This is a genomic window from Roseateles chitinivorans, assembly GCF_050632145.1.
In the GTDB taxonomy this organism is placed as follows: domain Bacteria; phylum Pseudomonadota; class Gammaproteobacteria; order Burkholderiales; family Burkholderiaceae_C; genus Roseateles; species Roseateles chitinivorans_B.
Genome location: NZ_CP192577.1, coordinates 337656 through 362804, shown reverse-complemented (window position 1 = coordinate 362804; position 25149 = coordinate 337656). Strand labels below are relative to the sequence as shown.

Annotated in this window: 25 protein-coding genes and 1 pseudogene; 8 read left to right on the top strand and 18 right to left on the bottom strand. The window is 69.8% G+C overall.

The genetic code is table 11. The features are described 5' to 3' along the window. Window positions 1-15: 15 nt before the first annotated feature. Window positions 16-585 carry a PAS domain-containing sensor histidine kinase gene (locus ACQ86G_RS01695; RefSeq protein ID WP_431259027.1) on the bottom strand — a complete coding sequence of 190 codons (570 nt, stop codon included), beginning with the start codon at window positions 583-585 and terminating at the stop codon, window positions 16-18. Window positions 586-975: 390 nt separating this feature from the next. Here ACQ86G_RS01695 and ACQ86G_RS01690 point away from each other — a divergent pair, with 390 nt between their 5' ends. Together ACQ86G_RS01690 and ACQ86G_RS01685 are read left to right on the top strand one after the other, a co-directional pair. After that, complete coding sequence (locus ACQ86G_RS01690; RefSeq protein ID WP_431259026.1) at window positions 976-1491, top strand: DoxX family protein; 516 nt, start codon at window positions 976-978, stop codon at window positions 1489-1491. A gap of 20 nt (window positions 1492-1511) precedes the next feature. Next, complete coding sequence (locus ACQ86G_RS01685; RefSeq protein ID WP_431259025.1) at window positions 1512-1907, top strand: GFA family protein; 396 nt, start codon at window positions 1512-1514, stop codon at window positions 1905-1907. 43 nt (window positions 1908-1950) lie between these two features. On the opposite strand, the gene ACQ86G_RS01680 is transcribed toward ACQ86G_RS01685, so the two are convergent. The 3 genes from ACQ86G_RS01680 to ACQ86G_RS01670 form a co-directional block, all read right to left on the bottom strand. Beyond that, complete coding sequence (locus tag ACQ86G_RS01680; RefSeq protein ID WP_431259024.1) at window positions 1951-2304, bottom strand: hypothetical protein; 354 nt, start codon at window positions 2302-2304, stop codon at window positions 1951-1953. 13 nt (window positions 2305-2317) lie between these two features. Continuing rightward, the gene (locus ACQ86G_RS01675; protein WP_431259023.1) at window positions 2318-3427 is read right to left on the bottom strand and encodes an ABC transporter substrate-binding protein; all 1110 of its coding nucleotides are present in this window, start codon (window positions 3425-3427) and stop codon (window positions 2318-2320) included. Between the two features lie 174 nt (window positions 3428-3601). Next, a complete protein-coding gene (locus ACQ86G_RS01670; protein WP_431259022.1) occupies window positions 3602-3982 on the bottom strand; it encodes a DUF1090 domain-containing protein in 381 nt (126 codons plus the stop codon). A 91-nt stretch (window positions 3983-4073) separates the two neighbouring features. Here ACQ86G_RS01670 and ACQ86G_RS01665 point away from each other — a divergent pair, with 91 nt between their 5' ends. Next, window positions 4074-5330: a serine hydrolase domain-containing protein gene (locus ACQ86G_RS01665; protein ID WP_431259021.1), complete on the top strand. Its 1257-nt coding sequence runs from the start codon at window positions 4074-4076 to the stop codon at window positions 5328-5330. A 16-nt stretch (window positions 5331-5346) separates the two neighbouring features. On the opposite strand, the gene ACQ86G_RS01660 is transcribed toward ACQ86G_RS01665, so the two are convergent. From ACQ86G_RS01660 to hemP, 8 genes and pseudogenes are all read right to left on the bottom strand, one after another. Further along, complete coding sequence (locus tag ACQ86G_RS01660) at window positions 5347-6837, bottom strand: DUF2325 domain-containing protein (RefSeq protein WP_431259020.1); 1491 nt, start codon at window positions 6835-6837, stop codon at window positions 5347-5349. A 14-nt stretch (window positions 6838-6851) separates the two neighbouring features. Continuing rightward, on the bottom strand, window positions 6852-7640 hold the full coding sequence (locus ACQ86G_RS01655) for an energy transducer TonB (RefSeq protein WP_431259019.1): 789 nt from the start codon (window positions 7638-7640) through the stop codon (window positions 6852-6854). Then, on the bottom strand, window positions 7637-8425 hold the full coding sequence (locus ACQ86G_RS01650; RefSeq protein WP_431259018.1) for an ATP-binding cassette domain-containing protein: 789 nt from the start codon (window positions 8423-8425) through the stop codon (window positions 7637-7639). The genes ACQ86G_RS01655 and ACQ86G_RS01650 overlap by 4 nt, the downstream gene beginning before the upstream one ends. After that, window positions 8425-9498 (bottom strand): FecCD family ABC transporter permease, encoded by a 1074-nt coding sequence (locus ACQ86G_RS01645; RefSeq protein WP_431259017.1) that lies wholly within the window; start codon window positions 9496-9498, stop codon window positions 8425-8427. The genes ACQ86G_RS01650 and ACQ86G_RS01645 overlap by 1 nt, the downstream gene beginning before the upstream one ends. Before the next feature lie 70 nt (window positions 9499-9568). Then, a complete protein-coding gene (locus tag ACQ86G_RS01640; protein WP_431259016.1) occupies window positions 9569-10450 on the bottom strand; it encodes a heme/hemin ABC transporter substrate-binding protein in 882 nt (293 codons plus the stop codon). Further along, window positions 10444-11540: pseudogene (locus tag ACQ86G_RS01635) on the bottom strand (hemin-degrading factor). The gene ACQ86G_RS01640 and the pseudogene ACQ86G_RS01635 overlap by 7 nt, the downstream one beginning before the upstream one ends. 16 nt (window positions 11541-11556) lie before the next feature. After that, a complete protein-coding gene (locus ACQ86G_RS01630) occupies window positions 11557-13773 on the bottom strand; it encodes a TonB-dependent hemoglobin/transferrin/lactoferrin family receptor (RefSeq protein ID WP_431259015.1) in 2217 nt (738 codons plus the stop codon). Between the two features lie 174 nt (window positions 13774-13947). After that, window positions 13948-14361, bottom strand: coding sequence for a hemin uptake protein HemP (gene hemP / locus ACQ86G_RS01625; RefSeq protein WP_431259014.1), 414 nt, complete (start codon window positions 14359-14361; stop codon window positions 13948-13950). Here hemP and bfr point away from each other — a divergent pair. Then, complete coding sequence (gene bfr, locus ACQ86G_RS01620) at window positions 14360-14836, top strand: bacterioferritin (RefSeq protein ID WP_067277196.1); 477 nt, start codon at window positions 14360-14362, stop codon at window positions 14834-14836. The genes hemP and bfr overlap by 2 nt on opposite strands. Before the next feature lie 241 nt (window positions 14837-15077). Next, the gene (locus ACQ86G_RS01615; RefSeq protein ID WP_431259013.1) at window positions 15078-15314 is read left to right on the top strand and encodes a (2Fe-2S)-binding protein; all 237 of its coding nucleotides are present in this window, start codon (window positions 15078-15080) and stop codon (window positions 15312-15314) included. A 122-nt stretch (window positions 15315-15436) separates the two neighbouring features. On the opposite strand, the gene ACQ86G_RS01610 is transcribed toward ACQ86G_RS01615, so the two are convergent. Next, window positions 15437-15709, bottom strand: coding sequence for a hypothetical protein (locus ACQ86G_RS01610; RefSeq protein WP_431259012.1), 273 nt, complete (start codon window positions 15707-15709; stop codon window positions 15437-15439). Window positions 15710-15895: 186 nt separating this feature from the next. On the opposite strand from ACQ86G_RS01610, the gene ACQ86G_RS01605 reads away from it, so the two are divergent. The 3 genes from ACQ86G_RS01605 (at window position 15896) to ACQ86G_RS01595 (ending at window position 19914) form a co-directional block, all read left to right on the top strand. Next, the gene (locus tag ACQ86G_RS01605) at window positions 15896-17527 is read left to right on the top strand and encodes a gamma-glutamyltransferase family protein (protein WP_431259011.1); all 1632 of its coding nucleotides are present in this window, start codon (window positions 15896-15898) and stop codon (window positions 17525-17527) included. A 365-nt stretch (window positions 17528-17892) separates the two neighbouring features. Further along, window positions 17893-19287, top strand: coding sequence for an MFS transporter (locus ACQ86G_RS01600; protein WP_431259010.1), 1395 nt, complete (start codon window positions 17893-17895; stop codon window positions 19285-19287). 12 nt (window positions 19288-19299) lie between these two features. Continuing rightward, entirely contained in the window at window positions 19300-19914 is a 615-nt protein-coding gene (locus ACQ86G_RS01595; protein ID WP_431259009.1) for a GNAT family N-acetyltransferase, read from the top strand. Window positions 19915-19943: 29 nt separating this feature from the next. Here ACQ86G_RS01595 and ugpQ read toward each other — a convergent pair whose 3' ends face one another. The 5 genes from ugpQ to ugpB form a co-directional block, all read right to left on the bottom strand. Beyond that, window positions 19944-20672, bottom strand: coding sequence for a glycerophosphodiester phosphodiesterase (gene ugpQ / locus ACQ86G_RS01590; protein WP_431261307.1), 729 nt, complete (start codon window positions 20670-20672; stop codon window positions 19944-19946). Window positions 20673-20769: 97 nt separating this feature from the next. Continuing rightward, the gene (locus ACQ86G_RS01585; RefSeq protein WP_431259008.1) at window positions 20770-21855 is read right to left on the bottom strand and encodes a sn-glycerol-3-phosphate import ATP-binding protein UgpC; all 1086 of its coding nucleotides are present in this window, start codon (window positions 21853-21855) and stop codon (window positions 20770-20772) included. A gap of 33 nt (window positions 21856-21888) precedes the next feature. Next, complete coding sequence (gene ugpE / locus ACQ86G_RS01580) at window positions 21889-22737, bottom strand: sn-glycerol-3-phosphate ABC transporter permease UgpE (protein ID WP_431259007.1); 849 nt, start codon at window positions 22735-22737, stop codon at window positions 21889-21891. 1 nt (window position 22738) lies between these two features. Further along, window positions 22739-23626, bottom strand: coding sequence for a sn-glycerol-3-phosphate ABC transporter permease UgpA (ugpA, locus tag ACQ86G_RS01575; RefSeq protein ID WP_431259006.1), 888 nt, complete (start codon window positions 23624-23626; stop codon window positions 22739-22741). Window positions 23627-23712: 86 nt separating this feature from the next. Further along, entirely contained in the window at window positions 23713-25038 is a 1326-nt protein-coding gene (gene ugpB, locus ACQ86G_RS01570; protein ID WP_431259005.1) for a sn-glycerol-3-phosphate ABC transporter substrate-binding protein UgpB, read from the bottom strand. Window positions 25039-25149: the final 111 nt, after the last annotated feature.

Genomic DNA, 25149 nt, shown 5'->3' with positions numbered 1-25149 from the left:
GACGCGCCGCCGCCTCTAGGCCGCACTATCTGAAAGCGCTTTCAGTTCGTCTTGCGGGAAAACCCTCGGAACTTCGTTTCGTTGGTGACAAGCGGTTGTCGAGCGCGACGGCGCGGGCGCGGAGGTATCGAGATGTCGGCAGATGTGGGCGCCGGACACAAGCGGCCAGGCTCGCCTGGCGCCGGGCAGCTCGATCTTGCTGCCGGTGATGCGCGAGACCTCCAGCAGGTTGTCGACCAGCCGGACCATGTGGTCGACCTGCCGTTGCAGCATCGGCAGCACCTGGTCGGCGGGGGCGCAGTCGGCGCCGGCCAGCCGCAGGATGTGCAGCCCGGTGCGGATGGGCGCGAGCGGGTTGCGCAACTCGTGGGCCAGCCTCGCGCGGAACTCGTCCTTGCGGCGGTCCGCCTCCCGCAGGGCGATCTCATGGCGGCGCCGGTCGGAGTGCGTCCAGCCGATGCTGCCGTCGACACGGATGACGCGGTGCTCGAGGTCGAAGACGCTGCCGGTGGCGATGGCACGGTCGACAGCGGCGCGGTCCTCGACGGGGGATGTAGTCGTCGAGCCAGGCGCGGCTGGGCTCATCGGTGTTGCGGATGAATTCGCGGCCGCGCAGATGCCTCATTTCCGTCCAGTCGGGATTCATCCGGTAGACCACGTCCGAGGTCGCGCTGGCAAACGCGCGGAAGCGTTCCTCGCTGCCGTGCAGGGCGGCTTCGATCTCGGCCAGGCGCGTCTTCGTCTGCTGGCGTTCGTTGTCGGTGTCGGCGGTGGGCGGTGGCATGGCGATGGGCGGCAGAGGGCGATGGCTGGCGCGGTGCCCGGCGATGGCGGCACGGGCGCATCGGGGCCATCGGCGGGCCGGGCGCCGCGCATTGTTGGGTCTCCTTGAATTCACATGCTCGCGGACGCCTCTCGACCCGAGAGGCCGCGATCCGAAGAATGCAGACGACCAGCCACTCGGAAATTCCCGCCATGTCCCGTGCGACGCCTGCAACCCCTGCGACCCTGGTGCCCGCGCGGCCAGCGACGCGACGCCGCGATGCGGCCTCCCGCCTCGAACCGGCGGCGTATGCGCTGTTGCGCTTCGCCTTCGGCGCCATCCTCTTCACGCACGGGCTGCCGAAGGCGCTGGGCACCTCGCACGGGTCGATGGCGGATCCGATGGCCGGCTCGATCCGGCTCATCGATCAGGTGATGGGGCTGCCGTTCGCGCCGCAGCTGGCGGTCCTGGTCATGCTGTTGGAGACGGTCGGCGCGGCGGCGCTGGCCATCGGCTTTTGCACCCGCTGGGTGGCGCTCGCGTTCACGCTGGAGATGATCGGCATCTGCGTCGCGCTCGGCCCGACCTGGCCGTGGATCGACCGCGGCATCGAGTACCCGGTGCTGATGGCGGCGCTGGCGGCCTACATGGTCGTGCGCGGCGGCGGGGCTTACGCGGTGGACCGGCGGCTGCCGTGGTCGGCGGCCCGGGCGTGGCAAGATGGCTGAAACCCCGCGAGGATTTCCTGATGACGCAACGCTTGGCCTCCTGCAGCTGCGGTCGGCTCACGGCCCGGGTCGTGGGCGAGCCCGTGCGCATCTCCATCTGCCATTGCCTGAACTGCCAGCGCAGGACCGGCGGCCCTTTCGCCGAACAGGCCCGGTTCCGTCGTCAAGACGTGACCCCGTCGGGCCTGTCGTCGACGTACCCGATCACGGGGGACGAAGGCACAACGGCCACCTTCCATTTCTGCCCGACCTGCGGCGCGACGGTCTACTACGAGATGGAGGCGCAGCCCGACTTTCTCGCGATCCCCGTCGGCGCGTTCGCGGAGCCGGGTTTCCCGGCGCCGAACGTCTCGGTCTACGAGAGCCGGAAGCACGGGTGGGTCGTCCCGCCCGCGGACGCGGAGCACTACCCCTGAGCACCCCAAGTGGCTGTGATCCGCGGCCGTGGCCGCGGCGCTGTCAGGGCGTCGACGCGCGCCAGCGCTGGTAACTGCGCAGCGCCACCCACAGCAGCAAGGCGGACGCCAAGGCGGTGAGGCCGAGGTTCACCCAGTAGGCCTCGGGATGTTCGGTACGCAGGAAAGTGTCGACCTTGCAGCCGCCCTTGCCGGAGCAGGCCACTTCGCCCCGGATCAGGTCGCGCACGGTCACGACGAGCAGGTAGATCCCGATCGCCAAGGGTGCGACGAGGGATCGGATCAGAGGCCACGCCGTCCACTGCTCATCGGCTGCCGCATCCCGCGCCTGGCGGATGAGGCGGACCAGCAGGAAGGCCGCGACGGCGAACCCCAGCAGGATCAGGATCGGGTGCAAGGGGCTCGCCGGTTCAACGCACCAGCTTGCCGCCCACGCCGAGGACGGCGAAGTCCACGTAGCGCGAGGTCGGGCCCTTGCCGAAGGTCAGGCGATGGCCGCCGACATCGGTCTCGAAACCGCGATCCAGGGTCTCGGTCAGGCCGACGGGGCCGGGCGCGGTCGTGCGTTCCAGCGCCTTCACGAGTGCGCGCGCGGCGATGAAGCCTTCGAGCGAGCGCGAGGACAGGTCCGCATCCTTGGCGTTGCCGCGCAGGCGCTGGTAGTCGCGGACGACTTCGCGGTCGGCGCGATCGTCCGTGGGCAGCACCAGCGAGAACGCGAAGCCGCGGGCGCGGTCCGGGCCGAGCTTGGCCAGCAGCGCCTGCACGTCGATGATGGACATGCCGTACAGGGCGGCGCGGCCGCCGGCGGTCTGGTACTTGTCGGTGAACTCGATGGCGGCCGCGGTGGTCGCGGCGAGGAAGATCACGTCGGGCGACTGCTTGATCATGTCGGCCACGGCCTTGCCGACCTCGGTGGTGTTGCGGGCGTAGCCCGACTGCGCGACCAGCGTCAGACCATAGGTCTTGGCCGAGGCCTGCGCGCCGGCCAGCGCGTCGCGGCCCAGGCCGTCGTCCTGGTAGACGACCGCGACCTTGGTGCGGCCCATCTCGCCGAGCTGCTTGAAGAGGCGGTCCACCTCCTCGCGGTAGCTGGCCTTGACCGGGTACATGTTGCGCGCGGTGATCACGCTGTTGGCGCCGGAGACGGCGCCGACCATGGACACGCGCGTCTTCTCGAGGACGCCGTCCTGCTTGAGCGCCTCGAGGTTGGACGTGCCGACGGTGCCGATCAGCGCCGTGGGCGCGTCGGTGCTGATCAGCTCCTTGACCAGCCGGACGGTTTCCTCGGGCTTCTGCGCGTCGTCGCGGGTGACGAACTTGATCTTCTGGCCGCGGACGCCGCCACGCGCATTGACGTCGTCGATCCACAGCTTGGCGCCGGCGCGGATCGCCTTGCCGGTGACGGCCTGCGGTCCGGTGAACGGGGCCACCTGGCCGACGACGATGTCGGCATGCGCCGTCGAGGCGGCCGCGAGGCACAGGAGGGTGATCAGGCGGCGGGCGATGGCAAGGGTCATGGTGAGTGCGGCAGCTGGCGTGCGGGACCGCCCATTGTGATCAATAGGATGATGGTTGCGGTAACAGCTGGGCGACTGTGGGAACGGCGGCCGGGACTTCCGACAAGCGGCGTCCTTCGCCGGAAAGAAGGTCCCTGGGGGTCGATCCGTTACCTCTTTCGGGTCGCCCCCGCGCTACTGGGACAGCGGCTTCTGCGCCTCGGCCAGGGCCTCGCGCGCTGCGTCGAGCTGCTTCTGTTCCTTCGCGATCTTCTTCGGATCGCCCTTCGCCTGCGCGGTCGCGAGATCGGCCTCGCGACGGGTCACCTTCTTCGTCGCGGCGGCGATGTCGCGCTGCCGATCGGCCTCGAGCGAGGCGTCCGTGCAATGGCGCTTGTTGGCCGCCAGCGCCGACTTCAGGCCGGAGAGCTGACGGCGGTTGCCGTTGGCGGTCGCTTCGGAGATCCGGGATTCGATGCTGGCCCGTTTAGCCGCGCAGGCGGCGGAGGGCGCGTCGGCGGCAAGGACTGCCGGGGCGCAGGCGACGGCGAGGAGCGATGCGACCAGTCTCTTCATGGCGTTCCCTCGAAGCGGTGATCGGGCCAGTCTAGACCAGCGAGGCGACGAGCGGAGCGATTACACGCAGGTACGGCCCTAGCATCGGACCATGACGCAAGCACCCTCCCGCCGCCACGTCCTCGGCGTGGCACTCGCCGCGCCCACCGCGGCCTTCGCCGCAACAGCGGCCACGGCTGCCACTGCTGCAACGGGCGGATCGAGCGGCGCTCCCCGCCCGGGCGGCTCGTCCCTGTCGCTCTCCCCGAAGCGCATCGAGCGCATGCTCCGCGGCGTGGTGGCCGACGGTCGCGCCGTGGGGGTCTCGGCGGTCGTCTGGCAAGGCGGGACGGAGCGCTACTTCGGCGCCTTCGGCCTGGCGGACCGTGAGGCACGACGGCCGATGGCGCGCGACACGCTGGCGCGCATCTGGTCGATGACCAAGCCGGTGGCGTCGGTGGCGCTCATGCGCCTGTGGGATGCGGGGCGCTTCCGGCTGGACGATCCGATCGCGCGCTACCTGCCGGAGTTCAAGGCCATGCGCGTCCACGCCGACGACGGTCGCGGCGAGCGGCCGGCCGAGCGGCCCATCCTCGTGCGCGATGTGCTGCGGCACACGTCGGGACTCACCTACGCGATGGAAGACGGGCCGGCCGATCGCGCGTTCCGCGCGGCGAATCCGCTCGAGACCTCGCGCGACCTGGCCGCGTTCAGCCGCGCGGTGGCGGCGCTGCCGTTGCGTCACGAGCCGGGCACGGCCTGGCACTACGGCACCTCGACGGACATCGTGGCGCGCCTGGTGGAGGTGCTGGGCGACGAGCCCTTCGACGCGCACGTCCGTCGCCACATCCTGCAGCCGCTGGGCATGAAGGAGACGGACTGGACGCCGCCCGATGCGGTCAAGGACCGGAGGGCCGCGACCTACCGCTTCGGTGCCGACGGTCCGGCGCAGCGCGAGCCCGAGGTGCCTTTCACCTTCGCCAGCGGCGGGGCGGGCTTGATCGGGCCGATCGACGACTACCTGCGTTTCGCGCGCATGCTGCTGGGCGAAGGCCAGCTCGACGGCGTGCGCGTGCTGCGACCGGCGACCGTGAAGCTGATGCTCGTGGACCACCTGGATCCGGCGATCTCGCCGCGCCATTTCCTGAAGAGCCCGGGGCTCGGGTTCGGTCTTGGCGGCTCGGTGCGCATTGCGCCGACCACGGCCGACGAGCCGGCCAGCAGGGTGGGCGAGTTCTCATGGGGCGGCGCGGCCTCGACGCTGTTCTGGGTCGATCCGGCGAACCAGCTCGCGGTGGTGTTCTTCGCCCAGAAATTCCCGTTCGACGAGGCGCTGCACAAGGATGTGCGGCGGGCGGTGTACGGCTGAGCGAACCTTCGCAGTCTCAACCCTCGCGCGCGGCCTGGGACACCTCGGGGTCCTCGATGTCGGCGCCGCTCAGCGACCCCAGCGCCCGGCGCATGCCGCTCGCGCTCGGCGACTCGATGTAGACGCACTTCTTGTTGTGCCGCTTGCAGTGGTCCTTCACGCGCCAGTATGCGTCGTGGCTGATGCAGCCGGTCTGGCAGATCACGAGGTCCGCCGCAGCGAGGCTCGCATCCAGTTTGGAGACCGCGTCTTCCTCGCCGCCGTCATGGTGGAGGAATCGACCGCCGGTGCGTTCGATCAACTGGCGGTAGATCGGCACCACCGCCGGCCGGCCGCCGACGCACAGCACCGAGCGCTCGTCGAGCGACGGCAGTGCGGACTCCGCGTTCGGCGGTGATTCGGACTGCTGCGCCGTCTGTGTCTGCTGCTCCCGCTGACGCTCCGACTGCGCCAGCGCCTGCTGCAATTCGTCCGCCCGGCGCTGCTCGCGCTCGGCCTGCTGGCGCGAGGTCAGCAGCGCGCGCTCCAGCTGATGGATGCGGTCCTGCTGCGTCTGCAGGTGCCTGGCCTGTTCATGGCGGTGGCGAAGGCCGGGGATGCTCTCCTCCAGCTGCTGCAGCTCCTCGCGCAGCCCCGCGGCCAGCGTGTCGCGCGCCAGCAGCTCGCCGCGCAGGCGCAGGCATTCGGCCTGCGACAGCTCCAGCTCGCGCGCCCGCTCCGCCAGCAGTCGCGTGCTGCGCGACTGCGCCTGCGCCAGTTCGCGCGTCAGGATCGCGTGCTCGTCCTGCAGCTCGTCCAGGCGCTGCAGGTCCGCGCGGTTCGCCGCGCCGACCTGGTGCTGCAGCATGTGGATGTCGCGCAGGACCTGCTCCTGCAGCGCCGCGTCGCAACGCGCATGCGTCAACGCGCCCCACAGCGCGCCGCCGACGTCGTTGCCCTGCTGCGCGGCATTCCACCAGCGCGTCAGCGACTCCGCCGTCTTGTGCTGCGCGGACTGCCGCAGCGCGATCGAGAAGCGCTGGTCCAGTTCCTTCTGCAGCATCTCGGAGATCGGCCCGCGACGCGCGCATTCGTTGATCGCGCCGCAATGCATCTCGTAGTCGTTGGCCAGCGCCTCGCCGCCGAGCATCTTGCCCAGCTTGCGACGCAGCACCGGCATCGGCAGGCACACGCCGATCACCGGGCACAGCGCCTGCGCGGGCAGTTCCCACAGGCGGCGACGGCGCGAGCCGCGCGGCACCGGCGTGTCGTCGGAGGAAGACGACGAGGACGACGAGGACGAGGAGGGCGATGAAGCGGAGCGTGCGTCCCCGCGCGCCAGCGCCTGCGCCAGCGGCAGACCGGCCACCGCGGCGGGCACGGGGTCGCCCTCCTGCATGAACACGCCGCCGCCCGTCACCGCAGTGGCGGCGGAGGCCAGCAACGGGGAATCGCCCGGCAGGCCGGAAGCGCCCGCGTCGGCGCGCGCCAGCAGGCTCAGGAGCGAAGAGGGGTGGGCTTGTCGCACATGGGGTGGACTCCTTACTGCAAGGGGGACGCCTGGAGCGCGAAACGCACCGGGTACTCGACCCAGCTGACCAGTCGCTGGTCGCCGCGCCGGGCAGGGACGAAGGGACAGGATTCGGCGACGCGCCGCGCGGCCTCGTCCAGCAGCCGCCAGCCGCTGCCGCCGGCCACGACGACCTCGGCGGCGTGCCCGTCGGCGTCGACCTTCACGCGCAGCACGACCCGACCCTCGATGCCGCGATCGCGCAGCATCCCCGGGTAGTGACGCTCGATCTGTCGCGCGCTGCAGGCGCGGTGGTCGGCGGGCATCTGGACCGGGACATCGGTCGTCGGCGGCGCGGGCACCGTCGCCGGAGCCTGCGGGAATGCCGTCGCAGTGGTCGGGACGGCGGCAACCGCAGCGACTGCGATGGGGCGGGCGGCGGTCGAGCCCTGATCGGCCGGCGCCGCCGCGGGAGGATCGGATCGCAGCGGCGTCGCCGCAACGGCGATCGGCGGTGTGATCTCGATCTGCACCGGCGGTGGCGGGATCTCCGGCATCGGAGGAGCGCTCAATGCGGAGCGGGGCAATTCGATGGGAATGGACGACGGGGGCGTCGCTTCCGACGGGGGTGTCGAAGGCACCAGGCGCGCGCTGATCGTCAACGGCACGGGCGCGGGCGCGGGCGGGCGCTTGGGCGCGAAGGCGCTCGCCAGCGCGAGCAGCATCGCCAGGTGGATCGCGCCGGTCACGGCCCAGCCGCCCCAGCGACCGTGGCCGCCGCGCAGCTGCAGTGGCGGCTGCGCCAGCGCCGCCGGGCTCATGCGCGCGCTCCCACCGCGCCGGCCAGCATCGGCAGGATCGCGAGGCCGTGCTCATCGCGCAGCAGTCGCAGGCGCGTGTCGTAGAGCTGTTCCAGCAGCGGCAAGGTCGCCGGCAGCGCGTCGCAGTCGGCCAGCAGCCGACCCGACTTCATCAGCCACAACCGGTCGAAATGATTCATCGCGAGGTTGAGGTCGTGCAGCACCGCCACCAGCGCATGGCCGCGCTGCGTCGCGAAGTCCGACATCGCCGCCATCAGCGAGACGCTCAGTCCCGGATCGAGTGCCGCCACCGGTTCGTCCACCAGCAGCAGCCCGTCGCGCGCATCCCAGGCCTGCGCGAACACGCGCGCCAGCTGGACGCGCGCCTGTTCGCCGCCGGACAGCGTGTCGAAGCGGCGACCGTGCAGGTGCTCGGCCTGCGCCTGCGTCAGGGCGTCGCGCACGATCGCGTCGTGGCGACCGTCGCCTTGGCGCGCGACGCGGCCGAGGGCGACGACCAGCTCGACCGGCAGTCCGAAGGCGACGCCGTGTTGCTGCGGCAGCACCGCGCGGCGTTGTGCCAGCTCGGCCGGCGACCACGCGCCCAGCGGCTGTCCGTCGAAGTGCAGCACGCCGGCCGCCGGTCGCAGTTCGCGGGCGATCAGGCGCAGCAAGGTCGACTTGCCGGCGCCGCTCGGGCCGAGGATCGCGATGCGCTCGCCCGGATCGACGCGCAGCGTCAGCGGTCCGATCGCCGCGTTGCCGAGCGTCACGCGCACGTCCTGCAAGGTCAGCAGCGATCCCATCACGCGCTTCCCATGCGGCGCACCGCGCCGCGCAGCAGGACGAGGAACCACGGCGCGCCGATCAGCGCGCTGAACACGCCGACGGGGATCTCCGCCGGCACGGCCAGCGTGCGGGCGAACGTGTCCGCCACGACCAGCAGCAAGGCGCCCGCGAGCATCGCGTTGGGCAGCACATGGCGCTGGTCCGCGCCGACGAGCTGCCTCGCCAGGTGGGGCGCCATCAGGCCGATGAAGCCGATGTTCCCGCACCAGGCCACGGCCAGCGCGGAAAGCAGCGCGACCATGGTGATGCACTGCCAGCGCAGACGTTCGACGTCGATGCCGACATGCGCGGCCGCCGCCTCGCCCAGCGCGAGCGCGTTCAGTCGCGGTGCGACCCGCAACGCCGCCGTGCCCAGGACGAGCAGCGCGCCGCCCATCACCGCGGCCATGATCCAGTTGGCGCCGGCCAGGGAACCGAGCGTCCAGAAGTTGATGGCGCGCAGCTGTTCGTCGTTGGCGATGAAGCTGCACAGGCCGACGATCGCGAAGGTCATCGCCTGCAGCGCGAGGCCGCACAGCAGCAGCGCCGCGATCGACCCCGGCGCGAGCCAGCGCGACAGGCGGTCCAGCGAGAAACACACGGCCAGCGCGCCCGCGAAACCGACCAGCGGCAGCAGCCAGAGGCGGGCCTCGACGGGCAGCGCCGCGTGCATGCCGGCAAAGACGGTGAGGGTGAGCGCCACCGCCGCGGCGGCGCCGCTGGTGACGCCGAGCAGGCTGGGCTCGGCCATCGGGTTGCGGAACAGCGCCTGGCTGAGCGCGCCGGCCAGGCCGAGCGCCGCGCCCACCGCGAGCGTCAGCCCGAGGCGAGGCAGGCGGAGTTGCCACAGCACATGCGCGCCGCCGGTCTTGGGCGCGTCGCTCCACGGGCCGTTGAGCCAGTCCGCCGCCGCGATCGGCACCGCGCCGAACTGCACCGCCACGATGACCGTGAGCAGCAGCGCCGCCGTCAGCAGCATCGGCCGCGACCACGTGCGTCGGACCGACACCGCGGTGATGGGCGAGGGCAGGGCGGATCCGACGGTGCTCATCGCTGGGTCAGTCGTGCGGTTCGTCGTGCGGGTCGTCGGGTCGGGTGTGGTGCCGGGTGTTGCCCGACGCTCACGCCGTCTTGCCCGTGCCCGCCGGCGCATGCAGAGCCTGGGCCAGCGTCGTCAACGCCTTCGGCGTGCGCGGTCCGAAGCCGAGCAGCTCCATCGTTTCCATCACGACCACGCGCTTGTTCTGACCGGCGGGCGTCTGCGCCAGGCCGGGCAGCTTCAGCAGGCCGTCGATGCCGCCGCTGGCCTCGAGGCCCTGCGTCGTCGCGAGGATCACGTCCGGCGCGGCCGCGATCGCGGCTTCCGGCGACAGCATCTTGTAGCCCTGCGCATCGCCGAGTGCGTTGACCGCGGCGGCGTAGCCGATCATCGCGTCCGCTGCCGTGGCGGCGCCGGCGATGCGCGCCTGGTTGGCGGCGTTCGACAGTACGAAGAGCACGCGCGGTGCACGATGACCGGCGGCCAGCTTCGTCACCTGCGCACGGCTCGCGGTCCACTCGGCCTGCAGCTTCTGCGACAGCGCCGCCGCCTGCTGCTGGCGACCGAGCAGGTCGCCGAGCGCCTTGGTGCGCTCGAGCACGCCTTCGAACCGGTGCTCCGCGCGCAGCACGTGCAACGGCACCTTCGCGGTTTCCAGCTGACGCAGCACTGCGGGCGGGCCGGCTTCCTCGGTGGCGACGACCATCGTCGGCGCCAGCGACAGCAGGCCTTCCGCCGCCAGCGTGCGCGCGTAGCCGACGTTGGGCAACTTCGTCGCGGCCGTCGGGTACAGCGAGGTGCTGTCCACGCCGACGAGCTCGCCCTGCGCGCCCAGCTCGTAGATCAGCTCGGTCAGCGCGCCGCCGACGGCGATGACGCGCTGCGGCGCGGCCCACGCGCGGCCGCCGATCGACAGCAGCGCCGCAGCCGGCGCCAGCGAGAGGACGTGGCGGCGGCTCAGCACGGGACGGTCTCCGCCGGCGCGCCTTCGACCAGGCTCTCCAGCAGGTTGCGCCAGTCGCAGCGCTCGGCCTGCCCGGGCTTGCGTTCGCCGAACAGCATCGCGATCGTGCGGCCCTGCGCGTCGAACAGCTCCAGCGAGCACACCAGCCCGTCGACCGTCGGCTTGCGCACCAGCCAGGCGGAGGCGATGTGGTCCTCGCGCAGATGCAGGTTGAAGCCCGGATCCAGCACGTTGATCCACGGGCCCATCATCGCGACCTTGTTCACCGGACCGCTGTGGATCTGGATCATCCCGGGGTTGCCGACGAAGACCATGATGGACACGTTCTCCTGCGCGGCGCGGCTCAGCAGTTCCTGCGCGCTGGACAGCGCCAGCGGTTGCGCGAAACGCGGCTCGGCCAGGCGCAGCGCCTGCGTGCGGCTCAGGCCGTGACGCTTGAGCAGGCCGAAGAAGTCGTGCGTGTCGCGCAGGGACGCCCATTCGCTGCGGAAGGTCGCGACGTCGACGCGTGCGTCCGGCACTTCCGCCGGGTCCTGCCAGGCGTCGCCGGGCTCGAAACCGGGCTTCTGGTCTTCCGCCAGGAAGCGCGCCACCAGCGCCTCGTAGGCGGCGAGGTCGCTCTCCGGCTTCACGAAGACCTTGTGGATGGCCTGGCCGGCGGCGTCGAAGAACTGCAGGCTGCGCTGCAGCGCGCCGTCGGACAGCCGCTCGGCGACGGCGAAGCCGTGGCGCCAGTGGCTGTAGAAGACGCGCAGGTCGATCGCGCCGCCGAGCACCAGGCCCATCTGGCGCTGCGGCCCCATCGCGCTGACGGCGGTGTAGACGCCGACCTTCTCGTGCACGCAGGACTCGTTGCGGGTCAGCGCCATGACCGGGCCCAGCGGCTCGAGCGCGGCAATCAGGTCCTGCCATTCCGCGCGCAGGCGTTGCGCGCGCAGCGGGACTCGTCATCGGCGAACGGGCCGGCGTGGGCGGCGAGCAGCTCGCCCTCGGAGATGCGCAGGTCGCTGGCGATGTCGCGGTGGCGGGCCTTGCGCTCCTGGCGCGCCGTGGCGAAAGCCTGACGCAGGGCGGTGAAGCTGGCATGCATGGCGGAAGACTCCTGATCAGAAATCGGCGCGCAGGGTCACCTGGAAGGCGCGGCCGGGGGCGGTGTAGCTGTCGATGACGGCGGCGGCGGCCGGCGTCGCGACGCTGACGCCGGTCACGTCGCCCCAGCGCCAGTACTTCTTGTCGAAGAGGTTGGTGACGTAGGCCGACACCGAGAAGGTCTTGTCGAAGCGGTAGGCGCCGCCGAGGTCGACCACGTCGTACTTCTTCGGCGTGAACCAGCCGGCCGTGCTGACGTCCGACGGCTTCTTGCCCGAGCTGTGGAGCCAGGTGGTCTCGACGACCCACGGTCCGGTCTCGTAGCGCGCGCCGACCTTGCCGCGCAGCGGCTGGACGCTGTCCAGCGGCGTCTCGACGCCGTTCTCGGTGCTGTGGCCGCGCGACTTCGCGACCGAGGCGTTCAGGTTCAAGCCGGGCATCAGGTCCCAGATGAAGCGCGCCTCGACGCCCTTGATGCGGGCATCGGCCAGATTGACGTATTGGAAGATCAACGGGCTGGTGAGTCCGTCACCCCCGACGATCTCCTGCGAGATGAAGTCCCGGTAGCGGTTGTCGTACGCACTCAGCTGCCAGCGCAGCGTCTCGGCGAGCTTCCCGCGCAGGCCGAGTTCCACGCTGTCGGCGTGCTCGGCCTTCAGGTCCGGATTGCCGATCGACCGGTACATCTGCGCCGGATTGCTGAAGCCGTTGTTGACCTGGTCCGGCGTGGGGGCGCGGAAGCCCTTGGCCCACTGGACGTAGGGCTGCACCAGCGGTGACGCCCGCCAGATCAGGCCCAGGCGAGGTGTCACCGCCTGGTCGGACAGCGACACGAGCGGGCTGCCGGCAGGCGCCGTGTAGCCGGCGCCGTCCGGGGACAACTTGTAGTGCTCGAAGCGCAGCGCCGGGATGATCGTGAAGTCGCCCGCCTCGATCTCGTCCTGGATGAAGGCGCCGGCCAGCGTGTACTTCGTGTCCGGGAAGGGCTTGTTGGGGAAGGTCTCTCCCTGAGGCGGCACGGTGCCGTCGCGCAGGCCCTCGATCGTGTTGCGGCTGATGTCGATGCCATAGCTCAGCCGCTGGCTGGCGAGCTGCGTCTGCGCCTGCGAACTGAGGCCGATCACCCGCTCCTTGTAGGAGCCCAGTCGCGTGCGGTCGACGGCGGTGTTGCGGTCCTCGGAGGAGAACTGGCGCGTCTCGCTGTCCTGCACGTAGAGGTGGGTGGTGACCTGCTGGACCCAGGCCGCGTTGAGGTCCTCGTAGCGATGCTCCAGAGAGACCCGCGTGCGTTCCATCTTGTCGTGCGCGTCCAGCGCCAGCACGGCTGTCGACGCGAGGTTGCCGGTCGGCGGCGGCGCCGTCACCGCGGTCAGCACGTTGGTGTCGATCTTGCGCTCACGGTATTCGAGCGTGCCCATCAGCCGGTGGTTCGCGTTCACGCGGTAGCCGAGCTTGGCCATCACGCTGTTGCTCTCGACATCGGTCGGGTTGGGCTTGGTGCGCGTGGCGTTGGGCGCATCCTTGTCGCCCTCGTTCTTCGTCTCATGGCCGCGCTGGACCGTCGCCTGCACCAGGCTGCTCCAGTCGCCCGCGCCGAAGGCGACGGCGGCGCTCGCGCGCTTGGAGTCGTCGACGCTCATGCCGGTCAGCTTCGCGAAGCCGGCGAAGGTCTTGCCGTCCACCAGCAGGTCCTCGGGCGACAGCGTGCGCAGGCTCAGCGCGCCGGCCAGGCCGTCGCTGCCGTAGGACGTGGACGTCGGGCCGCGCAGGACCTCGGCGCTCGCCAGGCTGTTCAGGTCGACGAAGTCGGCCCGGCCGCTCGCGAACGCGCCGAACGCGAAGCTCTGCGGCACGCGGATGCCGTCCACCATCATCAGCACCCGGTTGCCTTCCAGGCCGCGGATGTTGATGCCTTCATTGCCCGAGCGGCCCGTGGAAGCGCCCGCCGCCGTGAAGCGCGGGGTCATCGCCTTGACGTCGAGGTCGACCTCGTCGGACAGCAGGTCCTTGAGGTCGCGCGCGTCGCGACGGTCGAGCTGCTTGCGGTTCTTGACGGTGACCGTGTTGGGCACCGCGTCGACCGAGCGTTCGGTGCGGGTCGCGGAGACGGTCAGTTCACCGAGTTGCTGGGGGTTCTCGGCGGTCGGTGTGTTCGCGGGAGCCGGCGTCTGGGCGAATGCCAGCGGGAAAGCCAACGACAGGGCGAGCGCGACGGGCGTCGGGCGCAGTTGCATGGTGACGAAATCCTTGTAGTTCTTGGGATCTCGCACGGGCTGGCACGACGCGGGCTGGTGCGGGCGGGCGGTCCTCGCGGACGGCCGGCGGTTCAGAGATGACGGAAAACGGAAACGGAGACGTGGATCACGGGCGGGCGGACCGGTCCTCGGCCGGCCGCGCCGCCCAGCGGATCACTTGGTCAGGATGAGCTTGCCCAGCGAGGTCACACGCAGCCGGTAGAGCGAGCCGGCGTGTTCGATCTCGACCTCCCGGTCGTTGCCCATCAGCGCCTGGCTGCTGATGCGGCGGCGTTGGACGAGCGGAACCGCTTCGCGCGGCGAACCTGCGGCGACCCGTGCGCTGTCCAGCGCAACGGCTTGCAGGGCTTCAAGATGGGGGTGGTGATGGGCATTCATGCGACGCATCTTAATGAGAACGATTCGCAATAGCAACCAAGAATCGCGACGATTTATTTTTCGATGGAAACGGGCTGCGAATACTTCGCATGCAGAGCGGGGCCGGCGGGTCTTGTCCCCATTCGGCGTAGGGATGACGACAATGCGCCCCATCCCACCGAATTCCATCGCATCCCAGGAGAAGAACATGAAGGGCGACGCCAAGGTCATCGAGTACTTGAACGCACAGCTGAAGAACGAGCTGACCGCGATCAACCAGTACTTCCTGCACTACAAGATGTACAAGAGCTGGGGCCTGGAGCGTCTGGCCAAGCACGAGTACGCCGAGTCCATCGAGGAGATGAAGCACGCCGACAAGCTGATGGATCGCATCCTGCTGCTGGAAGGCCTGCCGAACCTGCAGGACCTGGGCAAGCTCTACATCGGCGAGAACGCCGTCGAGGCCCAGCATTGCGACCTGAAGATCGAGATGGGCAGCCATCCGCTCCTGAAGGAAGCCATCGCCTACTGCGAGAGCGTGCGCGACTACATCTCCCGCGAGGTGCTCGAGGAGATCCTCGCCGACACCGAAGAGCACATCGACCATCTGGAGACCCAGATCGAGCTGATCGCGCAGATCGGTGAACAGAATTGGCTGCAAAGCCAGATGGGCGAAGCCAGCTGAACGCCAGCCCGCCCGTCCCGGGGCCCCAGCCGCCGCCAGGAACCCCAAGCCCCGCCCAGCGGGGCTTTTTTCGTCCGCTCGGCGGGAAATGCGAGGTCTGCATGACGAGGGACGGCCTTCCGTGTCGTTGTTCACCGACAGTTGTCCGACGCGTCGAGGGGGCTCTGCAATCTAATTGAGAGGAATTCGCGTTTGCGCTAGTATCACGGCCATCCCAGGTTCCACCTGACCCCGCGCCGCCATGATCGTCTGCCTCTGCCACCGAGTTTCCGACCGCGACATCCGTCGCAGCGTTGCCGACGGCGTGCACAACTTCGACGTGCTGCAGGACGAGACGCAGGTGGCCTCCGCCTGCGGCAGCTGCCACGACTGCGCGCGCGACGTCTTCAATGAGGCGCTGCGCGCCTGCGCCGCGTCGCACGGCGTGACCTGCGCCAGCCCGTCGCGCATCATCCCGATCGCACAACTGGCCGCCTGATCAGCCTTTCCGGACACGGATCCGGACGAAGAAAAACCGCAGACCGGTCACCCGGTGCTGCGGTTTCTTTGGCGTGGAGGACGCGATCCTCGCGTCTCCGTGCCTCGCATCCGGCGCGCCGGTTACTTGGCGGCGGAAGCGCCTTCGGCCGGCTTCTCAGCCTTGTCGGCCTTCTTGTGGCCGGCCTTGTGCGCAGCGGTCTTGTCACCGGTGGCCTTGTGATGCTTCGCTCCCTTGTGCTCGGCCTTGGCGTCGGACGCCGGCGCGGCGGTCGCTGCCGGAGCGGCCTGCGTGGTGGGCGCCGCCGGGGTGGCGGTGCCTTGGGCCATCGCGGCGCCGGCAATCAGCAGGGCGGGGATCAGGGCCAGGGTCTTGATGGTCTTGAAGGCTTGCATCTGGTTTCTCCAGCGGGTTGAACAAGGTGAGCAGACAACGACGCGGCGACACGATGTGTTGACAGGTCATCGCAGCTTTGCATTGGGTTACGCAATCCGCACGGGTCCTTCACGCGTCAGGTCTTGCGCGCTGTCGGACGCGCGGGACGTCGGGCAAGATGCCGCGCACGCATTCAGGAGACATCGATGACCGCCCCCCATCACGCCTTCGACTGGAATCGCGGCTACGCGAGCCAACGCAGTCCGGTCTTCGCGCGCAACGTCGTGTCGACGTCGCACCCATTGGCCGCGCAGGCGGGCCTGCGCATCCTGGGGCAGGGCGGCAACGCGGTGGATGCCGCGATCGCGACCGCGGCGTGCATGACGCTCGTCGAGCCGTGCAGCAACGGCCTGGGCTCCGATGCCTTCGCGATCGTGTGGGACGGCAAGACGCTGCAGGGACTGAATGCCTCCGGCGTCTCGCCGCAGGCGTGGACGCCCGCATACTTCGACCGCAAGTACGGTGCCACCGCTTCGCTGCCGCTGCGCGGTTGGGACGCGGTGACGGTGCCGGGGGCGGTGGGCGGCTGGGTCGCCCTGAGCGAGCGCTACGGCAAGCTGCCTTTCGCCGACCTGATGGCGCCCGCGATCGAGATCGCCGAGCGCGGCTACGCCGTGCCGGTGATCGTGCAGGGCAAGTGGCAGTTGGCCTCGAAGGTCGCGGACCTGGTGTCGCAGCCGGGCTTCGCCGAGGCCTTCCTGCCGAAGGGCCGCGCGCCGGAGGTGGGCGAGGTGTTCCGCTTCGCCGCGGCCGCGCGCACGCTGCGCCTGATCGCCGAAACGAAAGGCGAGGCCTTCTACCGCGGCGAGATCGCCGAGGCCACCGCGGCCTTCGCGCGCCAGACCGGCGGCGCGATCACCGCCGCCGACTTCGCCGCCTATGCGCCGGAATGGGTCGCCACGATCTCGATGGACTACGCGGGCCACACGCTGCACGAGATCCCGCCGAACGGGCAGGGCATCGCGGCGCTGATCGCGCTGGGCATCCTCAAGCAGTTCGACATCGCGTCGCTGCCGGTGGACAGCGCCGAGTCGCATCACCTGCAGATCGAGGCGATGAAGCTCGCCTTCGCCGACACCTACCGCTACGTCAGCGATGCGCGGACGATGAAGGTCCAGGCTGCGGAGCTGCTGGATCCGGCCTACCTCGCCGAGCGCGCGAAGCTGATCGACCGCCGCAAGGCGCAGGACTTCCAGGCCGGCAATCCGGTCAAGGGCGGCACCATCTATCTGACCGCCGCCGACGAGAGCGGCATGATGGTCAGCTTCATCCAGAGCAACTATCACGGCTTCGGTTCGGGTGTCGTGGTGCCCGGGTACGGCCTGTCGCTGCAGAACCGCGGTCACGGCTTCACGCGCGAGGCGGGCCATGCCAACGTCGTCGCGCCGGGCAAGCGGCCCTTCCACACGATCATCCCGGCCTTCCTGATGAAGGACGGCCAGCCGCAGATGAGCTACGGCGTGATGGGCGCCAACATGCAGCCGCAAGGCCACCTGCAGACGCTGGTCCGGATGGTCGACCACCGGCAGCATCCGCAGGCCGCCTGCGACGCGCCGCGCTGGCGCTACAACGCCGGCTTGTCGATCAACGTCGAGTCGACGATGGATCCCGGGACCGTCGCGGGTCTGCGCGCGCTCGGCCACCAGATCGCGGAGATCAACGACAGCTACCAGGACTTCGGCGCGGGCCAGTTCATCTGGCGCCTCGGCGATCCGGCGGTGGAAGGCTACGTCGCGGCGAGCGATCCGCGACGCGACGGCGCCGCCGCCGGGTGGTGAGCCCGCGACACGGGCGTCACGCGGCGGGCCTCCCACCTTTTCTCACTTGTCGATGACAGGATGGCGCTGATAGCATCAGTGCCTTCTTCCTCCCCGGAAGCTCTCACGCCACGATCCACGATCGGAGCCGATCCATGACCAAGCTGCTAGACCGCACCAAGAACGACGCCCTGGCGTCGGTGCGCGCGCTTGGGCAGGCCGGCTGGGCGCGACGACCTTAGGCGTCTTCACGACGCCCGCCGGCCCGACGCGGCCGGCCTCCCAGGTCCTAGGCTTTCCGCGAGCGCGACGCTGACAGCGTCCGGCTCGCCCGGTCCGCAACCCGGCGCACGACGCCCCGCTCGGACCGCATCCGGAGTTTCATCATGATGCCCAAGAGGCAAACCACGTGGGTCGACCGTCTGCTCGACCGCCTGCTGGATCTCATCCAGCTCCCCGCCGGCGATCTGCTGCGCAACCTCGTCTACCGGCGTCTCTGGACGTCGATCCTGATCAGCTCGCTCGGCGGGCAGATCACGCTGCTGGCGCTGCCGCTGACCGCGGCGGTGCTGCTGCATGCCTCGCCGACGCAGATGGGCGTGCTGACGGCCATGGAGCTCGCGCCCTTCGTGCTGTTCTCGCTGCCCGCCGGCGTCTGGCTGGACCGCGTGCGCAAGCTGCCGGTCTACATCGTCGGTGAACTCACGCTGGCGGTCGCCGTGTTCAGCGTGCCCGTCGCCCACTGGCTGGGCTGGCTGGGCATGCCCTGGCTGTACTTCGTCGGCTTCCTGCTGGGCACCGTGTACACGATCGCGGGCAGCGCCTCGCAGATCGTGCTGACGCAGGTCGTGAGCCGCGACCGGCTGGTCGAGGCGCATGCGAAGAACGCGCTCGCCTCCTCGGGCGCGGAAGTCGCCGGTCCCGGCGTCGCGGGCGCGCTCATCAAGCTGGTCGGCGCGCCGCTGGCGCTGGCGGTCGACGCGCTGCTGCTGGTCGCCTCCGCGGCGATCCTGCGCGGCGTCAAGGTCAACGAGACCCTGCACCGTCTCGACGGCGCGCACTTCTGGCGCGACCTGAAGGCCGGCGTCGATTTCGTCCGCGGCAAACCGATGCTGGTCGCGCTGGCCTGCGCGGTCGGCGGCTGGCAGATGTTCAACCAGGCGGCGCAGGTCGTGCAGATCCTGTTCGCGACGCGTGTGCTCGGGCTGTCGGCGCAGAGCGTCGGCCTGTCCTACATCGCGCTGGGCGCCGGCACGGTGCTGGCCAGCGCCATCGGCCATCGCGTCAGCGCGCGCCTCGGGCCCGGCCCCTGCCTCGTCAGCGGCTTCGCGCTGTGCGGCGTCGGCTGGGCGGCGCTGTGCGTGGCCCCCGCCAACGCCTGGGGCGTCGCGGCGTTCGCCTTCACGCTGTTCATGTTCGGCGTCGGCGCGGTCTTCATCTTCATCAACTTCTTGTCGCTGCGGCAGGCGGTGACGCCCGGGCCGCTGCTGGGCCGCATGACCAGCACGATGCGCTGGCTGATCCTGATCCCCGCCGGTCCCGGCGCGCTGATCGGCGGCTGGCTCGGCGAGCACGTCAGCCTGCGCGCCGCGCTGGGCTTCGCGGGCGTGGGCGCGATGCTGCTGGCGGTGCTGGCCTGGCAGGTCCAGGCCATCCGCTCGGTGAAGGTGCTGCCCAAGGTCGAGGGGGAAGACCCGCCGCTGGGCGCGGAAGCGATGCCCGGCATTCCTCCTGCGAGCCAGGCCAGCAGCACGACCCTGCAGCCGGTCAACGGCAACTGATCCGGCCCCATCATGAGAGTCATGCCCGCCGACGATCCCCTCCTCATCGAGGTGCCCGAGCGCCTGGAGACCGCCCGTCTCCTGCTCCTGGCACCGCGCGCGGGCCTCGGGCCCACCCTCAACCGGGCCGTCCTCGATGCCCAGGAGCATCTCAAGCCCTGGATGCCCTGGGCGCACGAGACGCCCAGCGTCGAACAGTCCGAGGCTGTCGCGCGCCGCATGCAGGCGCAGTTCCTGCAACGGCAGCACCTGGCCTACTACCTGCATGAGCGCGAGCCGGACGGACAACCCGGCCGGCTGATCGGCGGCGCCGGTCTGCACATGCTGGAATGGACGGTGCGTCGCTACGAGCTCGGCTACTGGATAGGCCCGGCGCACGTCGGGCGCGGTCTGGTGTCCGAGGCGGTGGTGGCGCTGGCGCGGATGGCCTTCGGGCCGCTGCGCGCACGTCGCCTGGAGATCCGCACCGACTCACGCAACGCGTCCAGTCGCGCGGTCGCCGAGCGCTGCGGCTTCTCGCTCGAGGGGCTGTTGCGCGACGACGCGCTCAATGTGAACGGCCAGCTCAGCGACACCTGCATCTACGGGATGATTTCGATCAACGAGCTGATCGACCCCTTGCGCTGAACGCTGAACGTCGAGCGCTGGACCGCGGCTCAGGCCGTCGGGCTGAAGCGGTCGACCGCGTCGGTGATGATGCCGTCGACGCCGTTGGCGATCAGCCATTGCGCGGCAGCGGCGTCGTTGACCGTGTAGACCAGCGCCTTCATCTCCGCCTCGTGCAGGCGCGCGACCAGCGCCTGGTCCATCAGCGCGTAATGCGTGATGACGGCGCGGCAGCCCAGCGACTGCGCCAGCTGCAGCCAGCCGTCGCCGTCGAGCTTGTCGAGCAGCAGCCCGCGCGGCACCTGCGGTGCGGACTCCCGCGCGCCGCGCAGTGCCTCCGGCTGGAAGCTGCTGAACAGTACCGAGTCCGGGGCCGAGCCTTCCCACAAGCGAAGCACCTCGCCGCCGACGACCTCGCCGGTGCGGAACTCGTCGCCCGGCGTGGGCTTGATCTCGATGTTCAGCGCATGCTGGTTGCGTCGCACGAAAGCGGCGATGGCCTCGAGGCTGGGCGGCGCCTCGCCCGCGAACGCACGGCTGTGCCAGCGGCCCGCGTCGAGCCGTGACAGCTCGCTCCAGGTCCGGTCCGCGGCGCGGCCGCGCGCGCTGGTCGTGCGGTCCAGCGTCGCGTCGTGCAGCAGGAAGGGGACGCCGTCCGCGCTGAGCTTCACGTCGCATTCGAAGGCGCGGTAGCCGTGGCGCGCGCCTTCGCGGAAGGCGGCCAGCGTGTTCTCCGGCGCCAGCTTGCCGGCGCCGCGGTGCGCCACCCAGAAGGGCAGCGACCAAGGCCAGTTGCTCTCGTCGTCGAGGAGGGGGTGCGGAGCGTCATGTCGTTCTCCCTGGTCGAGGATCCTCGAGGTGAGGGCGCCTTCGCGCTCAGTCGACGCGCTGGCCGGTCGCCGGATCGAACCAGTGCAGCCGCTCGGCCGGCGCCTTCAGCAGCACCTCGTCGCCCGGTTGCGGCGGCGTGTCGGTACCGTCGATGCGTAGCGTGAAGGCCGCGTCGCCGAGCCGGCCGTACACCAGCCGTTCCGCGCCGAGCATCTCCACCATCTCCACCTTCAGCGGCCAGGCGGTCGTGTCGCCGGCGACGATCTGGCCGTCGTGCGGCAGCGCGTGTTCCGGACGCAGGCCGAGGATCAGCTCGCCCTCGCGCGGCGCCGCTTGCGGCAGCGGCAACGCCGCATTGCCGATGATGAATCGTCGTCCCTCGACGCGCCCCTTCAGCAGGTTCATCGCCGGCGAGCCGATGAAGCTCGCGACGAAGGTCGTCGCCGGGCGGCCGTAGACGGCCTCCGGCGTGCCGAACTGCTCCATGCGGCCGCCGTTCATGACGACGATGCGCTGCGCCAGCGTCATCGCCTCGACCTGGTCGTGGGTGACGAACAGCGAGGTCACGCCCAGCTCGCGGTGCAGCTTCTGGATCTCGAGCCGGGTCTGCACGCGCAGCTTGGCGTCGAGGTTGGACAGCGGTTCGTCGAACAGGAACACCTGCGGATCGCGCACGATCGCGCGGCCCATCGCCACGCGCTGGCGCTGGCCGCCGGACAGCTCGCGCGGCTTGCGCTGCAGCAGGTGGGCGAGCTCCAGGATGCGCGCGGCCTTGTCGACGCGCTCCCGGATCTGGGTCTCGGACAGCTTGCGGATCTTCAGCCCGTAGGCCATGTTCTCGTACACGCTCATGTGCGGGTAGAGCGCGTAGTTCTGGAACACCATCGCGATGTCGCGGTCCGCCGGCTCGATCTCGTTGACGACGCGGTCGCCGATGGCGATCTCCCCGCCGCTGATCTCCTCCAGGCCCGCGACCATGCGCAGGAGCGTGGACTTGCCGCAGCCCGACGGGCCGACGATGACGACGAACTCGCCGTCCGCGATCTCGGCGTTGACACCGTGGATGACCGGGTTGGCCTTGGCGCCGGTGCCGTACTGCTTGACGACGTTGCGCAGGGAAATGCTTGCCATCGGAGTCTTCTCTCGTTCTTTGCTTCTTGGCGCTTACTTCTCGGTGTCCACCAGGCCCTTGACGAACCAGCGCTGCATCAGCACCACGACCAGCGCCGGCGGGATCATCGCCAGCAGGGCCGTGGCCATGATGATGTTCCAGTCGTTGGCCGCGTCGCCGCCGCTGATCATCCGCTTGATGCCGATGACGACGGGGTACATGCTCTCGTCGGTCGTGACCAGCAGCGGCCACAGGTACTGGTTCCAGCCGTAGATGAACTGGATGACGAAGAGCGCGGCGATGCTGGTCTTGGACAACGGCAGCAGCACGTCGCGGAAGAAGCGCAGCGGCCCGGCGCCGTCGATGCGCGCGGCTTCGACGAGCTCGTCCGGGATCGTCAGGAAGAACTGGCGGAACAGGAAGGTCGCGGTCGCCGAGGCGATCAGCGGCACCGTCAGCCCGGCGTAGCTGTTGAGCATCTTCAGGTCGGAGACGACCTGGTAGGTCGGCCCGATGCGCACCTCCACCGGCAGCATCAGCGTGACGAAGATGGCCCAGAAGAAGAAGTTCCTCGCCGGGAACTGGAAATAGACGATCGCGAAGGCCGACAGCAGCGAGATCGCGATCTTGCCCACCGCGATGATCATCGCGGAGGCGAAGCTGATCCACATCATCTGCCCGACGGGGGCCTTGGAGCCGCCGCCGCTGTTGCCGAACAGCGCGGCCGACCAGGTGTCCAGGAAGTGCGATCCGGGCAGCAGCGGCATCGGGGCCTGGACGATCTCCGAGGCCGTGTGCGTCGAGGCGACGAACGCGATGTACAGCGGGAAGGCGACGATCAATACGCCGAGCACCAGGATCAGGTGCGACAGCATCGTCAATGCGGGGCGGCGCTCGACCATGTCAGTACTGCACCTTCTTTTCGACGAAACGGAATTGCAGGACGGTCAGCGTGATCACGATGGCCATCAGCACCACGCTCTGCGCGGCCGAACCGCCCAGGTCCAGCGCCTTGAAGCCGTCGTAGTAGACCTTGTAGACGAGGATGGCGGTGTCCTTGCCGGGGCCGCCGTGGGTGGCCGCGTCGATGATGCCGAAGGTGTCGAAGAACGCGTAGACCACGTTGATCACCAGCAGGAAGAACGAGGTCGGCGACAGCAGCGGGAAGGTGATCGTCCAGAAACGGCGCCAGGGGCCGGCGCCGTCGATGGCCGCGGCCTCCAGCAGCGACTTGGGGATGGACTGCAGCCCTGCGAGGAAGAAGAGGAAGTTGTACGAGACCTGCTTCCACACCGCGGCCATGACGACCAGCGCCATCGCCTGGTCGGCGTCGAGCAGATGGTTCCAGTCGATGCCGAGCTGCTGCAGTCCGTAGGACACGACGCCGATGGACGGCGCGAACATGAACATCCACAGCACGCCCGCGATCGCCGGGGCGACCGCGTAGGGCCAGATCAGCAGCGTCTTGTAGACCGGCGCGCCGCGCACGACGCGGTTGGCCATCGTGGCCAGCAGCAGCGACACCGCCAGCCCGAGCACGGCCACGAGCAGCGAGAACACCGCTGTCGTCTTGAACGAGGCGAGGTAGCTGTCGTCACCGAACAGGGTCCGGAAGTTGTCCAGGCCGACCCACTCGGTCGACAGCCCGAAGGCGTCCTGCTGCTGCAGGCTCTGCAGCAGCGCCTGCGCCGCCGGCCAGAAGAAGAACACGCCGATCACCAGCGCCTGCGGCGCCAGCAGCAGCCAGGGCAGCCAGCGCGATCGGAACACCACGCGTTTCTGTTGGGACATCCGGGGGCGACGACGAAGGAGGGAAGGGAAGGACGAAAGCGGCGGGCCCGGAGCGGCGCGGGCCGCTCCGGCGGGTCAGCCGGTGGTCAGGACTTGTTGGCTTTCTGGAAGCGTTCCAACAGCTCGTTGCCGCGCTTGACCGCGGCATCCAGGCCTTCCTTGGGCTGCTTCTTGCCGGCCCAGACCTGTTCCAGTTCCTCGTCGACGATGGTGCGGATCTGCGGCAGGTTGCCCAGGCGCACGCCGCGCGACTTGTCCGTCGTCTTGCGGATCATCTGCTGCACCGGCACGTCGGTGCCGGGGTTCTGCTGGTAGTAGCCGCTCTTCTCGGTCAGCTCGTAGGCCGCCTTGGTCACCGGCAGGTAGCCGGTGCGCTTGTGGCTGTCGGAGGCGACCTGCGCCTGCGCCAGGTACTGGAAGAAGGCGGCCACGCCCTTGTACTCGGCGGGCTTCTTGCCGGCCATCACCCACAGGCTGGCGCCGCCGATGATGGTGTTCTGCGGCGCGCCGGGCACGTCGGGGTAGTACGGCAGCGTCGAGATGCCGAAGTTGAACTTGGCGTTCTTCTTGACGTTGGCGTACAGGCTGGAGGACGCGGTCATCATGGCGCACTCGCCCGAGAAGTAGCTCGAGTCGGCGCTGTTGCCGCGGCCCTTGTAGACGAACAGGCCCTGCTTGGCCATGTTGGCCAGGTTCTCGATGTGGCGCACGTGCAGCGGCGAGTTGAACACCAGCCGCGCGTCCAGGCCGCCGAAGCCGTTGTTCTTGGTCGCGTACTCGGTGTTGTGCCAGGCGGAGAAGCTCTCCAGCTGCGTCCAGCCCACCCAGCTGGTGGTGAACGGGCACTTGGAGCCGGCGGCCTTGAGTTTGGCCGCGGCGGACACGACCTCCGGCCAGGAGGTGGGCGCCTTCTCGGGATTCAGGCCGGCGGCCTTGAACGCGTCCTTGTTGTAGAAGAAGACGGTGGTCGAGCTGTTGAACGGGAAGCTCAGCATCTGGCCGTTGGGCGCGGTGTAGTAGCCGGCGACGGCCGGCACGTAGGCGTTGTTGTCGAACTTGACGCCGGCCTGCTGCATGACCTGGCCCACCGGGACGATCGCGCCCTTGCTGGCCATCATCGTGGCGGTGCCGACCTCGAAGACCTGCAGGATGTGCGGCGCGTTGCCGGCGCGGAACGCGGCGATGGCCGCGGGCATCGATTCGTCGTAGCTGCCCTTGTAGGTCGGGACGATCCGGTAGTCCTTCTGGCTGGCGTTGAAGTCCTTGGCCAGGTCGTTGACCCAGTCGCCGAGGGCGCCGCCCATCGAGTGCCACCATTGGATCTCGGTCTGAGCCGACGCGGCGGCGGGGGACATCAGCGCGGCGAGCGCGACGGCCGAGGTGGCCAGCAGGGAAGTCGGGAGGTGCTTCATGGGTCTCCGATGCTCGGGGAGGGTGGTTCTGCGGTCCGCGGCGGACGTCGTCGGGTGGACGGTCCGCCGAGGGCCGGCGAGCTTATTCGGCGATTGTGACACTGGCGAACT